The sequence below is a fragment of the Arthrobacter sp. M2012083 genome, assembly GCF_000281065.1.
Classification (GTDB): domain Bacteria; phylum Actinomycetota; class Actinomycetes; order Actinomycetales; family Micrococcaceae; genus Arthrobacter.
Map to the genome: position 1 here is coordinate 30,608 of NZ_AKKK01000027.1, position 15,822 is coordinate 46,429.

Sequence of the window (15,822 nt, forward strand, 5' to 3'; positions counted from 1 at the left end):
AAAAATGACCCCGCAGCCCACCCCGCAGGACCGCTTCACCTTTGGCCTTTGGACCGTTGGTTGGACTGGCGCCGATCCCTTTGGCGTAGCTACTCGCCCGGCACTGGACCCGGTGGAGGCAGTCCACAAGCTCAGCGAGCTCGGCGCTTACGGCATCACGTTCCACGACAATGACTTGGTTCCGTTCGACGCCTCAGCATCCGAGCGGGACCTCATCCTGAAGAACTTCAAGGCAGCCTTGGCAGAAACCGGCCTGAAGACGCCCATGGTCACCACCAACCTCTTCAGCCACCCGGTGTTCAAGGACGGCGGATTCACCTCGAACGACCGCTCCATTCGCCGCTTTGCCCTGAGCAAGATCCTCCGGAACATTGACCTTGCCGCGGAACTGGGCGCCGAAACCTTCGTGATGTGGGGCGGGCGCGAAGGCAGCGAGTACGACGGATCCAAGGACCTTTCGGCAGCGCTGGACCGCATGAAGGAAGGCGTGGACACGGCAGCCGGTTACATCAAGGAGAAGGGTTACGGCCTTCGAATTGCCTTGGAGCCCAAGCCGAACGAACCCCGCGGTGACATCTTCCTGCCGACAGTCGGCCATGGACTGGCATTCATCGCGCAGTTGGAACACGGCGACATCGTGGGCCTTAACCCGGAGACGGGCCACGAGCAGATGGCAGGACTGAACTTCACCCATGGCATCGCCCAGGCACTGTGGGCCGGAAAGCTCTTCCACATCGACCTCAATGGCCAGCGTGGAATTAAGTACGATCAGGACCTCGTCTTCGGCCACGGCGATCTCACCAGCGCTTTCTTCACCGTGGACCTCCTGGAGAACGGCTTCCCCAACGGTGGTCCGAAGTACGACGGTCCGCGCCACTTCGACTACAAGCCGTCACGCACCGATGGCTACGACGGCGTGTGGGAATCAGCCAAGTCCAACATGTCCATGTACCTCCTGCTGAAGGAACGCGCCCTGGCCTTCCGCGCGGACCCGGACGTCCAGGAAGCACTCGCCACGTCGGGTGTCTTTGAACTGGGCGAGTCAACGCTGAACGACGGAGAGACCACAGCGGACCTGCTGGCTGACGCCAGCGCCTTCGACACGTTCGACGCCGATAAGGCCGCCGAGCGCTCGTTCGCCTTCGTCCGCCTCAACCAGCTGGCCATCGAGCACCTGCTCGGCGCGCGCTAGGTTACTCCCACCCCACCGTCATCCCGCCGCCGGGCTCCCCAAGGGCTCTCTTTACAAGGTTTCCTTGCCGCCCGGCGGCGGTCCCCAAAAAGGAATGAACGCATGCCTCTCGTAGCCGGGATCGACAGCTCCACCCAGTCCTGCAAAGTGGTCATCCGGGATTCAGCCACTGGCGCTTTGCTACGTCAAGGGCGGGCCCCCCATCCGGAGGGCACCGAAGTTCACCCGGACCATTGGTGGTCAGCCCTCCAGGAAGCAATCGCACAGGCAGGCGGTTTGGATGACGTCGAGGCTGTGTCTATCGGCGGTCAGCAACACGGCATGGTGTGCCTTGATGAATCCGGGGACGTTATCCGGCCGGCTTTGTTGTGGAATGACACCCGCTCGGCCCCGGACGCGGAAGAACTGATCCTCGACGCAGGTGATGGCGATGCCGCAGCCGGAGCGTCCTACTGGGCATCGCGCACCGGAACTGTGCCAGTGGCATCGTTGACGGCCACTAAGCTCCGATGGTTGGCGCGGAACGAACCCGCTAGCGCCCAACGGACAGCTGCGGTCTGCTTGCCCCACGATTGGCTGTCCTGGCGATTGGCCGGACACGGGCCCGGAAGTGGGCCGGCCGCCCTGGATCTCCTCCGCACAGACCGTTCGGATGCTTCCGGCACGGGCTACTTCTCTGCCAGCAGCGGCGAATACCTTCCAGAGGTCCTCAACAAAACGCTCGGCCACGTTCCTGTGCTGCCTGGTGTCGCCGGGCCGTTGGAAGCTGTGGGAAAGACACCTGGAGGGGCACTGATCGGGCCGGGTGCAGGCGACAATGCGGCAGCAGGTCTGGGCGTGAGTGCGAGCGTCGGAGACGTAGTGATTTCGATCGGAACATCGGGGACAGTCTTCGCGGTTTCAGATGTCCCGGCGTTTGATGCAAGCGGACTCGTGGCGGGCTTCGCGGACGCTACAGGCAACTATCTGCCGCTGGCGTGCACGCTCAATGCGACGAGGATCTTCGATGCCACAGCTGCACTACTGGGCGTCACCCTGCCGGAACTGGGCGACCTGGCACTTTCCGCTCCGGACGGCGCCGAAGGGCTGACCCTCGTCCCGTATTTCGAGGGCGAACGGACCCCTAATTTGCCGGAAGCCACCGGCTCCCTCCACGGCATCACCGTTTCCAATTACACTCCCGCCAACATGGCACGGGCCGCAGTGGAAGGCGTGCTGTGTTCGCTGGCCGACGGGCTGGCCGCGCTGCAGGCACAGGGCGTCTCAGCCCAGCGCATCATCCTGGTGGGCGGCGGTGCACAATCGGCTGCGGTCCAGCAGATCGCCGCCGCAGCCTTCGCTTTGCCCGTATTCGTGCCCGAACCCGGAGAGTACGTGGCGGACGGCGCAGCCCGGCAAGCTGCAGGCGTCCTGACAGGCAACTTGCCGGAATGGCCACTCGAGGGAATAGAGGTTGTTCACGAAAATACCGCCGGGAGTCCCGAATTTCTGACGAGGTACCGCCATTACGCTGCCAAGGTGGCCGAAGGCTGATCGACGTCGCGCGTGCTCTATCGTGACAGGGTGAGCACTGAAGAATCCGCACCGCCCCGGCCTCCCGTCATGGAGGACGTTGCCCGAGTGGCAGGTGTCTCCCACCAGACCGTCTCCCGGGTATTGAACAACCACCCCAACGTGAGCTCCAAGACCCGCGAGCGAGTGGAAAAGGCCATCACTGAGCTAGGCTATCGCCGGAACACCGCCGCGCGAAGCCTGGTCACACGACGGTCCCAGACCATTGGCGTACTTGGCAGCGAAATGGCGCAGTACGGGCCGTCGCACACGCTCCTCGGAGTCCAGCAGGCGGCCAGGGAGGCGGGCTATTTCGTCAGCGTCGCGGGCCTGCGGGAAGTGACGCCGGAGACCATTAGGGACGCCATGGCGCACTTCATGGATCAGGGCGTCGACGGCGTCGTGGTAACGGTGCCCCACCCGGGGACCTTTGACGTCCTCAAAGACATCACTGCCCAAGTCCCCTTGGTTGCAGTCGGTTCCATCGGTGACGAGCACCTTGCAGGCGCCACAGTGGACCAGCGGCAGGGTGCGCGACTCGCCGTCGAGCATCTGTTGGAACTGGGGCACCAACGGATTGGACACTTATCCGGGCCCTCCGATTGGATTGACGCCGCTGCCCGTATAGAGGGTTGGCGGGATGCCCTGACAGAGGCGGGAATTGAACCCGTGACGCTCATCGAGGGCGACTGGAGCGCCGAATGCGGTTACCGCGAAGGCTTGAAAATCGCCGCCGACCGCTCCTTGTCGGCCTTGTTCGTCGCAAATGACCAGATGGCCCTCGGTGTTCTCCGGGCCTTTAACGAACTGGGTGTCCGGGTACCGGAGGACATCAGCGTAGTGGGCTTCGACGACCAACCGGAGTCGGCATACTTCATACCGCCGTTGACCACCGTGGCGCAGGACTTCGAGGAGCTCGGCCAACGCTGCATCGGCTTACTGCTGGACCGGTTGGAGAGCGGCACTACCGGCACGCCCGCGACGGTGGAGCCCCGACTGGTTGTCCGCTCCACCACGGCTCCCGCCTCCAATTAGGCAGCAGCACAGGTCGTTCTGATCGCTCAGAACGACCTGTGCTGCTACCGACTTGGGTGCGCCTGCGACCGATCCCCGGCGTGAGCACCTGTTCCACATGGTCTCCTCTTGACATCAATGTTGTGAGCGCTAACAATTGCATCAGACCTTCTTCACTTTTCCACCCCGACCCCCGGCAATGAGGCCTTGGCCAGCCGGATGGAGACCCATGAATACCTCTGAAAACCTCCCCCTCGATGAGCAGTTCGTCATCGGCGTGGACTATGGCACACTCTCCGGCCGCGCTGTCGTGGTGCGAGTATCTGACGGCGCCGAGATCGGCAGCGGCGTGTTCGAGTATCCGCACGCCGTCGTGACAGAAAAGCTCCCGGGTAGCGGCCAGCGGCTCCCCGCGGACTGGGCCCTCCAGGTGCCCAACGACTACCGCGACGTCCTGCGCAATGCGGTACCGGCCGCCGTCGCCGACGCCGGCATCAACCCGGAAAACGTGGTGGGTATCGCCACCGACTTCACGGCTTGCACCATGGTTCCGACGACGGCCGACGGCACGCCGCTGAACGAACTGGAACGCTTCGCGGACCGGCCGCATGCGTTCGTCAAACTGTGGCGTCACCACGCGGCCCAGCCGCAGGCGGACCGCATCAACGAGCTCGCTGAAGAACGCAGCGAATCCTGGCTTCCACGATACGGCGGCCTGATTTCCTCTGAGTGGGAGTTCGCCAAAGGGCTTCAGCTCCTCGAGGAGGATCCGGAGGTCTACGGCACCATGGATCACTGGGTCGAGGCTGCGGACTGGATCGTTTGGCAGCTTTGCGGCAGCTACGTCCGCAACGCCTGCACGGCTGGCTACAAGGGCATCTTCCAGGATGGAAAGTACCCGTCGGAAGACTTCCTGGCTGCGCTCAATCCTGATTTCAAGGACTTCGTCAGCAGCAAACTCGAACACACCATCGGCCGCTTGGGCGACGCCGCCGGCTACCTCACCGAAGAAGCCGCGGCATGGACCGGGCTTCCTGCGGGAATCGCCGTGGCAGTAGGCAACGTGGACGCCCACGTCAGCGCGCCGGCCGCGAACGCTGTTGAACCAGGACAGCTCGTAGCGATCATGGGCACTTCCACCTGCCACGTCATGAACGGGGATGTCCTCCGCGAAGTCCCCGGCATGTGCGGGGTAGTCGACGGCGGCATCGTGGATGGGCTGTGGGGTTACGAAGCAGGCCAGTCCGGTGTGGGCGACATCTTTGGCTGGTTCACCAAGAACGGAGTACCGCCCGAGTACCACCGGGCGGCCAAAGACAAAGGTTTGGGCATCCACGAGTTCCTCACGGAGCTCGCTGAGAAGCAGGCAATCGGCGAGCACGGACTTATCGCTTTGGACTGGCACTCGGGCAACCGTTCAGTGCTGGTTGACCATGAACTTTCCGGCGTGGTGGTGGGCCAGACCCTGGCCACCAAGCCGGAAGACACGTACCGGGCACTGCTGGAAGCCACGGCCTTCGGAACCCGCACCATCGTGGACGCCTTCCGTGATTCCGGCGTTCCCGTCAAGGAATTCATCGTGGCCGGCGGGCTGCTGAAGAACAAGTTCCTCATGCAGATCTACGCCGACATCACCGGCCTGCAGCTCTCCACCATCGGATCTGAGCAGGGTCCTGCCCTGGGCTCGGCAATCCACGCCGCTGTTGCTGCCGGGAAGTATAGGGACATCCGTGAAGCCGCCGCCTCCATGGCCGCTGCTCCCGGCGCCGTCTACACCCCCATCCCCGAAAACGTGGCCGCCTACGAGGTCCTCTTCCAGGAGTACAAAGCTCTGCACGACTACTTTGGCCGCGGCACCAACAACGTCATGCACCGCCTCAAGGCCATCCAGCGCGCCGCGATCCAAGGTTCAGGACAACAAGGTTCAGGACAACAAGGTTCAGCTTCACAGTCCAGCACCTTGGAAGGAGCCACGGCATGAGCACCCTTCTGAAAGCCATCGCGAGGGTCCGCAGTGAAGTCTGCGAGCTGCACGCCGAACTGACCCGGTACGAACTTGTGGTCTGGACCGCGGGCAACGTTTCGGGTCGAATCCCGGGCCATGACCTGATGGTCATCAAGCCATCCGGCGTCTCCTATGACAACCTGACACCTGAGCTCATGGTGGTCACCGACCTCTACGGCACACCTGTCAGGGGCATCAACACCGGGAGCGCCGGGACGGTGGACTGGGGCAACCCGGACCTTTCTCCGTCATCGGATACCGCCGCGCACGCGTACGTCTACCGCCACATGCCGGAGGTAGGCGGCGTGGTCCACACGCACTCCACCTACGCCACGGCATGGGCTGCCCGCGGTGAGGAAATCCCCTGCGTGCTGACCATGATGGGCGACGAATTCGGCGGGCCCATTCCGGTGGGACCGTTCGCGTTGATCGGCGACGATTCCATCGGGCAGGGCATCGTGGAGACGCTCAAAAACTCCAACTCCCCCGCGGTGCTCATGCAGAACCATGGCCCCTTCACCATCGGCAAGTCCGCCCGCGATGCCGTCAAGGCTGCTGTTATGTGCGAGGAAGTGGCCAGGACAGTCCACATTTCCCGCCAACTCGGCGAGCCGCTTCCCATCGACCAAGCCAAGATCGAGTCCCTCTACGACCGATACCAGAACGTTTACGGCCGCTAAGCGCCGCCGCTTACAGCGACTTAGTCACAGCAACTTAGTCACAGCAACGTAGTCACTGCATCGTCGTAGAAAACATTCGGACCACCTCACTCCAGGAGCACCTCATGCCTACCGCCGCTAATACTTCCGCCAACAACACTTCCCTCGATCAGTACGAGGTCTGGTTCCTCACGGGCAGCCAGCACCTCTACGGCGAGGACGTCCTCAAGCAGGTCGCAGCGCAGTCGCAGGAGATTGCCAACGTCCTCAATGCCAACAGCAACGTCCCGGTCAAGCTCGTGTGGAAGCCTGTCCTTACCGATTCCGACGCCATCCGTCGCACTGCGCTGGAAGCCAACTCAGACGACTCCGTCATCGGCGTGACTGCGTGGATGCACACGTTCAGTCCCGCGAAGATGTGGATCCAGGGCCTGGACGCCCTGCGCAAGCCACTGCTTCACTTGCACACACAGGCTAACCGGGACCTTCCGTGGGCTGACATCGATTTCGACTTCATGAACCTCAACCAGGCAGCGCACGGCGACCGCGAATTCGGATATATCCAGTCGCGCCTCGGCGTGCCGCGGAAGACCGTCGTCGGGCATGTCAGCAACCCTGAGGTTGCCCGACAGGTTGGCGCCTGGCAGCGCGCCTCGGCCGGTTGGGCGGCCGTCCGAACCCTGAAGTTGACCCGCTTCGGAGACAACATGCGCAACGTCGCCGTCACGGAAGGCGATAAGACTGAAGCCGAGCTCCGCTTCGGCGTTTCCGTCAACACTTGGTCCGTCAACGAGCTCGCCGACGCCGTCCATGGCGCCGCAGAGTCCGACGTCGACGCCCTGGTTGCCGAGTATGAGCGCCTTTACGACGTGGTGGACGAACTTAAAGCAGGCGGCGACCGCCACGAGTCACTGCGTTACAGCGCCAGGATCGAGCTGGGTCTCCGCGGCTTCCTGGAAGCAAACGGTTCCGCAGCTTTCACGACGTCGTTCGAGGATCTGGGGGCGCTGCGGCAGTTGCCGGGAATGGCCGTCCAGCGCCTCATGGCCGATGGGTACGGCTTCGGCGCCGAAGGTGACTGGAAAACCGCGATCCTGGTCCGCGCCGCCAAGGTGATGGGCGGCGATCTGCCCGGCGGTGCCTCGCTCATGGAGGACTACACGTACCACCTTGAGCCGGGCTCGGAGAAGATCCTGGGCGCCCACATGCTGGAGGTCTGCCCCTCGCTCACTGCTAAAAAGCCCCGTGTTGAGATCCACCCACTGGGCATTGGCGGCAAGGAAGACCCCGTTCGCATGGTCTTCGATACTGATGCCGGCCCCGGCATCGTGGTCGCGCTGTCCGACATGCGCGATCGGTTCCGCCTGGTGGCCAACGTGGTGGACGTCGTCGACCTCGACCAGCCGCTCCCCAACCTGCCTGTAGCCCGCGCGCTCTGGGAGCCCAAGCCCAACTTCGCTACTTCCGCCGCCGCGTGGCTCACCGCGGGCGCCGCGCACCACACGGTATTGTCCACGCAGGTGGGCCTGGACGTGTTCGAGGACTTCGCCGAAATCGCCAAGACAGAGCTCCTCACCATCGATGAAGGCACCACCATCAAACAGTTCAAGAAAGAGCTCAACTGGAACGCCGCCTATTACAAGCTGGCTGGCGGCCTGTGAGCACCGAATTCCCGCTGAGCGCGGGCGGCTACACGGCAGTTGTGACCGCCCGCGCGGCTGCGCTGCGCGTCCTCCGGTTTAAAGGCCGGGATCTTGTCGTCCCATTTCCGGAGGGCGGTCCGATCCCGGACTACCGTGGCGTTATTGCCGCGCCGTGGCCAAACAGGATCGCGGACGGCACGTACAGCTTCGACGGCGCCGAGCACCGCGTGGCGATGAACGAACCAGAGCGGGCCACCGCGTTGCACGGGCTGGCCTTCCCTCTTGAGTGGGCCCTGAAAGAGTCCGACGCCGGATCGCTCACCCTAAGCTGCACGGTTGGCCCCACGGCGGGATACCCGTTCGTGGTGGAGCTGTCGGCTCGATTCATGCTGGACGATGCCGGACTTCATACGTCCGTCACAGCGCGGAACGCCGCCGACGTCGCTGCCCCTTACGGCGTGTGCCCACACCCTTACCTTGTGGCCGGCACGTCACCGCTGGATGATTGGGTTCTCGAGTTCGCCGCCGATTCTTTCCTGGAAGTCACGCCGGACCGGCTGCTGCCCGTGGGTGTCGTGGGCGTAGAAGGCCACGACTTCGACTTCCGTTCCCCGCGGGCCATTGGCAGCACGGAAATCGACCACGCTTTCACAGGAATAACGTTCGACGGCGGGCTGGCGCGGCTGTCGCTACGCGACCCGGCGGGCACCGGCGTCGGGATGTCTTGGGACGAAAGCTGCCCTTGGCTGCAGATCCATACGGCAGACAAGCCGGCACCCGTCCCGGGCCGAATCGGACTGGCTGTGGAGCCCATGACGTGCCCGCCGGATGCCTTCAACAGCGGCACGGATCTGATCCGACTGGAACCCGGCGCCGAACACACGGCGTCCTGGAGCATCTACGCCCTATAGAGACCCCACCAGGTGGTGCGTCCGGGGTTAGCTATCTGCGCCCGCGGTGCTTTGCCGGACCACCAACTCGGGGGTGAACACCACGGACCGGTGTTTGGTTCCGCCGCTCTCCTGCTCCTCCGCGAGCAGCTCGATCGCCGTCCGGCCAAGCGCCTCAGTGGGCTGGCGGATGGACGACAACGGCACCACAGCCGAGATGGCAAAATCGATGTCGTCGTAGCCGATGAGAGCGATGTCCTCAGGAATACGAACAGTGCGCAGCATCGTCAGGGATTGCATGACTCCGAGGGCCAGGAGGTCGTTGGAGCAGAAGACGGCTTCCGGCCGCTCTTCCGGGGAGCGTTCCACCAAGCTGTTGCCCACCTTTCGGCCGGTCAGGACAGTCTGCCCTTCGGAGTCGAGCACCTCAATGCTGGCATCCGATACTTCACCGACAGCGCGCTGCGCGCCCTTGAGTCGGCTTGCCACCTGGCGGATGGAGGGCGTGCCAACAAAAGCCAGACGACGGCGGCCTATGTCCAACAGGTGCTTGGCGGCCAAATAGCCGCCTTCCTCATCATCTACGGAGACTGAGCTGCAACGCTCGGTGTCGGCGAGTTCATCCACCAGGACCGTTGGGACTCCCCGTTCGCGGAGGGTATCGATCCGCTGACCCACGTCGCCGACCGGCGAAATCAGCAGGCCTTGGACGCGCTGCTCTTGGAACAGGTCCATATAGTGGGCTTCCCGCGAAGCGTCCTGGCCGCTATCCCCCACAAGGACGACGCTGCCCAAAGTCGTCGCCGCATCTTCCGCCGCACGAGCCACGGAGGAGAAGAAAGGGTTTCCAACGTCGAGCACGATCAAGCCGATGGTCCTGCTTTGTCCGGCGCGGAGTTGGCGGGCGGCGTCGTTGCGGACAAAGCCAAGTTCAGCGATGGATTTCAGGACGCGTTCCTTGGTCCTCTGCGAAACCCGATCCGGATAGTTCAGCACATTGGAAACAGTTCCCACTGCTACTTGGGCGTGGGTTGCAACGTCTTTGATGCTGGCTGTCTGCGACATGCTTTCCGATCTCCGCTGGCTGACGTCAAGGTGTTGGAAACGCCTTGACACCCTCCCGTGTACGAGGGTAATTTGAATCGTAACAAATGAAACGATTCAAAGACGAGTAACCCTGGAGATCCGCACATGAGGGTTTGTTTCCGTTCATCAGTCCAGCCGGAACTAATGGCCGAGTACAAGCAGCGCCACGCCGCCGTATGGCCGGAGATGCTGTCCGCACTGAAAAACGCAGGGTGGAACAACTACTCACTGTTCCTCGCTTCGGACGGCCAATTGATCGGCTATTTGGAATGCGAAAACTACGAGGCAGCCAGAGCCCGTATGGCTGTGACTGAGGTCAATGCCCGGTGGCAAGCAGAGATGGCCACCCTCTTCGCAGACAGCGACGTCCCTCCGGACCAGGCCTTTGAAATCGTTGAAGAAGTTTTCAACCTCGAAGACCAGCTTGACGCTGCCGGCATCGTCGCAGATGCCCCCGGCACAGCACGCATAGACACAGACCCAACCCGCGAATACCTAAAGGAACAAGCATGAACACCACAGAATCGGCCCTGGGCCGTCTAGGGGAACTGGCCATTGAAGTGCCGTCCTGGGCCTACGGAAACTCCGGGACCCGGTTCAAGGTCTTCGGCACCCCTGGTACTCCCCGCACGGTACAGGAAAAGATCGCCGACGCCGCCAAGGTTCACGAGCTGACGGGGCTGGCACCCACCGTGGCGCTGCACATTCCGTGGGACAAGGTGGATGACTACGCCGCCCTGCGCGAATACGCCGCCGGCTTGGGCGTTGGACTGGGCACTATCAACTCCAACACTTTCCAGGATGACGAGTACAAGTTCGGCTCGCTGACCTCGTCCAACGAGTCAGTGCGCCGTCGCGCCATCGACCACCACCTTGAGTGCATCGACATCATGCACGCCACCGGGTCCAAGGACCTGAAGATCTGGCTCGCTGACGGCACCAACTACCCGGGCCAGGACGACATCCGCGGCCGCCAGGACCGCCTCGCGGAGTCCCTCCAAGAGATCTACGCGGGCCTCGGAGACGAGCAGCGCCTGGTCCTGGAGTACAAGTTCTTTGAGCCGGCGTTTTATCACACCGATGTTCCGGACTGGGGTACTTCCTACGCGCAGACCCTCGCCTTGGGCGAGAAGGCGTTCGTCTGCCTGGACACCGGCCACCACGCTCCGGGCACCAACATCGAGTTCATCGTGATGCAGCTCCTGCGCCTGGGCAAGCTGGGCTCCTTCGATTTCAACTCCCGCTTCTATGCCGACGACGACCTGATTGTTGGTGCGGCCGATCCGTTCCAGTTGTTCCGCATCATGCACGAGGTCATCCGTGGTGGCGGCTTCGGCAAGTCGTCAGGAAAAGAGTCCGGCGTCGCGCTGATGCTCGACCAGTGCCACAACCTTGAAGAGAAGATTCCCGGCCAGATCCGCTCGGTCCTGAACGTCCAGGAAATGACGGCCCGCGCCCTGCTGGTGGACACCGCGGCGCTCTCCGAAGCCCAGCGTGCCGGGGATGTCCTGGCCGCGAATGGCATCTTCAACGATGCTTTCTACACCGATGTCCGCCCGCTCCTGGCCGAGTGGCGCGAATCCCGCGGCCTGCCTGCCGACCCGATGGCCGCGTACAAGGCCAGCGGCTACCAGAAGAAGATCAACGAGGACCGCGCAGGCGGCCAGCAAGCCGGATGGGGCGCATAAGCATGACTACCAACAAGACCGTTGAAGACCTGATTTCCCGCTCCAACCGCCTCGGCGCGGACAAGCGGAACACCAACTTCGCCGGCGGCAACACCTCCGCCAAAGGCACTGGGAAGGACCCGGTCACGGGCCAGGACGTTGAGCTCCTCTGGGTCAAGGGCTCCGGTGGCGACCTCGGCACGCTCAAAGCGGAGAACCTTGCTGTACTCCGGCTGGACCGGCTGCAGGCACTCAAGGCTGTTTACCCCGGCGTCGAGCGTGAAGACGACATGGTAGCCGCGTTCGATTACTGCCTACACGGTAAGGGCGGCGCTGCACCGTCGATCGATACCGCGATGCACGGGCTCGTTGATGCTGCACACGTTGACCACCTGCACCCGGACTCGGGCATCGCCATCGCCACCGCGGTGGACGGCGAGGCGCTGACCTCCAAAATCTTTGGCGACAAAGTTGTCTGGGTTCCGTGGCGTCGCCCCGGCTTCCAGCTGGGCCTGGACATCGCCGCAATCAAGGAAGCCAACCCGCAGGCCATCGGCACCATCCTGGGCGGCCACGGCATCACCGCGTGGGGAGCCACCAGCGAAGAGGCCGAGACTAACTCGCTCTGGATCATCGATCAGGCCGAGAACTACATCAAGGAAAACGGCAAGGCCGAGCCTTTCGGCGCCAAGCTCCCCGGCTATGGCGCCCTCCCCGAAGCCGAGCGCAAAGCCAGGGCTGCTGCCCTCGCACCCGTAATCCGCGGCCTGGCCTCCACGGACAAGCCACAACTGGGGCACTTCAGTGATGACGCCGTGGTCCTTGAATTCCTTGAGTCGGCGGAGCACCCGCGCCTTGGTGCCCTGGGCACCTCCTGCCCGGACCACTTCCTTCGCACCAAGGTCAAGCCGCTGGTCCTGGACCTCCCTGCCGATGCCCCTCTCGAACAAGCGCTCAACCGCCTCAAGGAACTCCACGCGGCCTACCGTGAGGATTACCAGGCGTACTACGACCGGCATGCCGACGCCGACAGCCCGGCACTGCGCGGCGCAGACCCGGCCATCGTGCTGGTTCCCGGCGTTGGCATGTTCTCCTTCGGCAAGGACAAGCAGACCGCTCGCGTGGCCGGCGAGTTCTACATCAACGCCATCAACGTGATGCGCGGCGCCGAGGCCATCTCCACCTACGCCCCGATCGGGGAATCCGAGAAGTTCCGCATCGAGTACTGGGCACTGGAAGAAGCCAAGCTCGCCCGGATGCCCAAGCCCAAGTCCCACGCCACCCGCATCGCGCTGGTGACCGGAGCGGCGTCGGGTATTGGCAAGGCGATCGCCACCCGGCTGGTGTCCGACGGCGCGTGCGTAGTCATTGCCGACCTGAACCTCGAGAACGCCCACAAGGTGGCCGAGGAACTGGGCGGTTCCGACGTCGCCATCGGCGTCCAGGCGGACGTGACCGACGAAACCCAGATCGCCGCCGCAATCCAGGAAGCCGTGCTCGCGTTCGGTGGCCTGGACCTGGTGGTCAACAACGCCGGCCTCTCCATCTCCAAGCCGCTGCTGGAAACCACCGAGAAGGACTGGGACCTCCAGCACAACGTCATGGCCAAGGGTTCGTTCCTGGTATCCAAGGCCGCCGCCAAGGTCATGATCGATCAGGGCCTGGGCGGAGACATCATCTACATCTCCTCCAAGAACTCCGTATTCGCCGGCCCCAACAACATCGCGTACTCCGCCACCAAAGCAGACCAGGCCCACCAGGTCCGCCTGCTCGCCGCTGAACTGGGCGAATACGGCGTTCGCGTCAACGGCATCAACCCCGACGGCGTGGTCCGCGGCTCCGGCATCTTCGCCGGCGGCTGGGGCGCCAAGAGGGCTGCCGTGTACGGCGTAGACGAGCAGGAACTGGGCAAGTACTACGCCCAGCGCACGCTCCTCAAGCGCGAAGTCCTCCCCGAGCACGTCGCCAACGCCACCGCCGTCCTCACCAGCAACGAACTGTCCCACACCACCGGCCTCCACATCCCCGTGGACGCCGGCGTTGCGGCAGCATTCCTGCGCTAGGACTGACAGTGAACAACGGAACCACCGCGAGCACCGCCCCGGCATACGCCGGGGCGGTGTCCGCTCCCGCAGTGTTTGCCGCCGTCGACATCGGCGCCTCCTCCGGCCGTGTCATGCTGGGCCGCGTCTCACCTGAGTCCGGGGTGTCCCTGGAAACCATTCATCGCTTCCCCAACGGCGTCATAGAGCTCCACGGCGGCCTCCGCTGGGACTTCGACGCCCTGTTCGCTGAGCTGCTTAAGGGCCTGGCGGCCGCCGCTACCGCGGCACGTGAGAACGGCGAGCGCATCGTTAGCATCGGGATCGACACCTGGGCTGTCGACTACGGCTTGGTGGACAAAGCCGGCGAACTCACGGCGCAGCCGTACAGCTACCGGGACGAGCGCAGCCGCGGCACCGTTGAGCGGGTCCATGCCGTCATTTCCCCGGAGAAGCTGTATGCCACTACTGGCTTGCAGTACTTGCAGTTCAACACCGTGTACCAGCTTGCGGCAGAACCGAACCTGGACGGTGTGCAGGCACTCCTGATCCCGGACCTGATCGCGTTCCTTCTCACGGGTGAGCGCCGGACCGAGGCTACAAATGCTTCCACCACCGGCCTTTTCGACGCCGTTTCGGGCGAGTGGGCAACGGAAGTCCTGGATGCCCTGGGACTGCCCAGGAACATCTTCCCGCCGCTCATCCAACCCGGCGAACCCGTGGGTACGCTTCTGTCCTCGGTCCTTGAGCAAACGGGGTTGCCCGCCGACACCACCGTGGTGGCCGTGGGTTCGCATGACACAGCGTCCGCAGTCGCCGCCGTCCCGTCTCAGGGTCCGGGTACAACCGGGCAAGCAGATTTCGCCTACATCTCCTCTGGCACTTGGTCCCTTGTGGGCGTGGAGTTGGACGCCCCGGTGCTCACCGAAGCGAGCCGCAAGGCCAACTTCACCAACGAACGCGGCGTGGACGGCACCATCCGCTACCTCCGCAACGTGGGTGGCCTGTGGCTGTTGAGCGAATGCCAGCGTACGTGGGCTGTCCAGGGATTCAGCCAGTCGCTCCCGGCTTTGCTTGACTCAGCTGCTGCGCTCCCTGCCGGCGGTCCGCAGATCAATGCCGATGATCCTGCGTTCACCGCGCCGGACAACATGCCGGACCGTATCCGGGCAGCCGTGCGCAACACAGGTGCAGTGCTCCCGGACCGGCCCGCCGCCGTCGTGCGTTGCATTATGGATAGCCTCGCGGCCGGATATGCGCGCACATTGGCCGACGCCGAGCGGCTCACCGGCCGGAGCACCGGCGTGGTGCACATTGTGGGTGGCGGTTCGCAGAACCGGCTCCTTTGCCAGCTTACTGCTGACGCAACCGGTAAGCCTGTGGTCGCGGGACCTGTTGAAGCAACGGCCCAAGGCAATGTCCTGGTCCAGGCCCGGGCAGCCGGGGCGGTGGCCGGCGGGTTGGCCGAGCTGCGTGCGTTGGTGGTGGCGGGAACCGCACTGGAACACTACGAGCCGGCAGGTCTGGAGTCTGGTACGTCACAGCGCCGGGTGAGGGTGCCGCGCTAAACTGATCGCATTATGATCCGCACAATGTTCAAGTCCAAGATCCACCGCGCAACGGTGACCCACGCCGACCTTCATTACGTCGGTTCGGTCACTGTCGACCTGGACCTCCTGGATGCGGCCGACATCCTGCCCGGTGAGCTCGTCTCCATTGTTGACGTCACCAACGGGGCCCGGCTGGAAACGTACACGATTGCCGGCGAGCGGGGTTCCGGCGTGATCGGGATCAACGGCGCGGCAGCCCACATGGTCCACGTTGGCGACACCGTCATCCTTATCACCTACGCGGAGATGACCACGGAAGAGGCACGGACTTACGAGCCGCGGGTTGTCCACGTGGGCAAGGACAACAAAATCCTGCAGCTCGACAACGACCCCGCGGAGGGCCACACTCCAGGACTTATGCGCCCGCCCCACGCGCTCAGTAACGCAGCGCACCTTAGCTAGGTCGCAACAGCAACGTTCGACGGGTGTCCTCAATGTCCGTATGACGGAACTCTCCCGAGAA

At 63.7% G+C, this 15,822-nt stretch carries 13 protein-coding genes; 12 read left to right on the forward strand and 1 reads right to left on the reverse strand.

Annotated elements, in window-relative coordinates; genetic code table 11:
* Positions 1-4: 4 nt before the first annotated feature.
* The 7 genes from xylA (at position 5) to A477_RS0113570 (ending at position 8,975) form a co-directional block, all read left to right on the forward strand.
* Positions 5-1,192, forward strand: coding sequence for a xylose isomerase (gene xylA / locus A477_RS0113540; RefSeq protein WP_026005608.1), 1,188 nt, complete (start codon positions 5-7; stop codon positions 1,190-1,192).
* Between the two features lie 102 nt (positions 1,193-1,294).
* Positions 1,295-2,725, forward strand: coding sequence for a xylulokinase (locus A477_RS0113545; protein ID WP_017199517.1), 1,431 nt, complete (start codon positions 1,295-1,297; stop codon positions 2,723-2,725).
* A gap of 69 nt (positions 2,726-2,794) precedes the next feature.
* On the forward strand, positions 2,795-3,778 hold the full coding sequence (locus tag A477_RS0113550; RefSeq protein WP_017199518.1) for a LacI family DNA-binding transcriptional regulator: 984 nt from the start codon (positions 2,795-2,797) through the stop codon (positions 3,776-3,778).
* Positions 3,779-3,986: 208 nt separating this feature from the next.
* Positions 3,987-5,738 (forward strand): ribulokinase, encoded by a 1,752-nt coding sequence (gene araB / locus A477_RS0113555; RefSeq protein ID WP_017199519.1) that lies wholly within the window; start codon positions 3,987-3,989, stop codon positions 5,736-5,738.
* Positions 5,735-6,442, forward strand: a complete 708-nt coding sequence (locus A477_RS0113560; RefSeq protein WP_017199520.1) for an L-ribulose-5-phosphate 4-epimerase — start codon at positions 5,735-5,737, stop codon at positions 6,440-6,442. Before araB ends, A477_RS0113560 begins: the two co-directional genes overlap by 4 nt.
* Positions 6,443-6,546: 104 nt before the next feature.
* Entirely contained in the window at positions 6,547-8,082 is a 1,536-nt protein-coding gene (gene araA / locus A477_RS0113565; RefSeq protein ID WP_017199521.1) for an L-arabinose isomerase, read from the forward strand.
* On the forward strand, positions 8,079-8,975 hold the full coding sequence (locus tag A477_RS0113570; RefSeq protein ID WP_017199522.1) for an aldose 1-epimerase family protein: 897 nt from the start codon (positions 8,079-8,081) through the stop codon (positions 8,973-8,975). The genes araA and A477_RS0113570 overlap by 4 nt, the downstream gene beginning before the upstream one ends.
* 27 nt (positions 8,976-9,002) lie before the next feature.
* On the opposite strand, the gene A477_RS0113575 is transcribed toward A477_RS0113570, so the two are convergent.
* Positions 9,003-10,019, reverse strand: coding sequence for a LacI family DNA-binding transcriptional regulator (locus A477_RS0113575; protein ID WP_017199523.1), 1,017 nt, complete (start codon positions 10,017-10,019; stop codon positions 9,003-9,005).
* A gap of 126 nt (positions 10,020-10,145) precedes the next feature.
* Here A477_RS0113575 and A477_RS0113580 point away from each other — a divergent pair, with 126 nt between their 5' ends.
* The 5 genes from A477_RS0113580 to panD are packed head-to-tail and all read left to right on the forward strand — an operon-like array spanning position 10,146 to position 15,761.
* Positions 10,146-10,553, forward strand: a complete 408-nt coding sequence (locus tag A477_RS0113580; protein ID WP_017199524.1) for an L-rhamnose mutarotase — start codon at positions 10,146-10,148, stop codon at positions 10,551-10,553.
* A complete protein-coding gene (gene rhaI / locus A477_RS0113585) occupies positions 10,550-11,728 on the forward strand; it encodes an L-rhamnose isomerase (protein WP_017199525.1) in 1,179 nt (392 codons plus the stop codon). Before A477_RS0113580 ends, rhaI begins: the two co-directional genes overlap by 4 nt.
* Positions 11,729-11,730: 2 nt before the next feature.
* The gene (locus A477_RS0113590; protein WP_017199526.1) at positions 11,731-13,770 is read left to right on the forward strand and encodes a bifunctional rhamnulose-1-phosphate aldolase/short-chain dehydrogenase; all 2,040 of its coding nucleotides are present in this window, start codon (positions 11,731-11,733) and stop codon (positions 13,768-13,770) included.
* A gap of 8 nt (positions 13,771-13,778) precedes the next feature.
* Positions 13,779-15,317: a rhamnulokinase gene (locus A477_RS0113595; protein ID WP_017199527.1), complete on the forward strand. Its 1,539-nt coding sequence runs from the start codon at positions 13,779-13,781 to the stop codon at positions 15,315-15,317.
* 12 nt (positions 15,318-15,329) lie between these two features.
* Positions 15,330-15,761: an aspartate 1-decarboxylase gene (gene panD, locus A477_RS0113600; RefSeq protein ID WP_017199528.1), complete on the forward strand. Its 432-nt coding sequence runs from the start codon at positions 15,330-15,332 to the stop codon at positions 15,759-15,761.
* Positions 15,762-15,822: the final 61 nt, after the last annotated feature.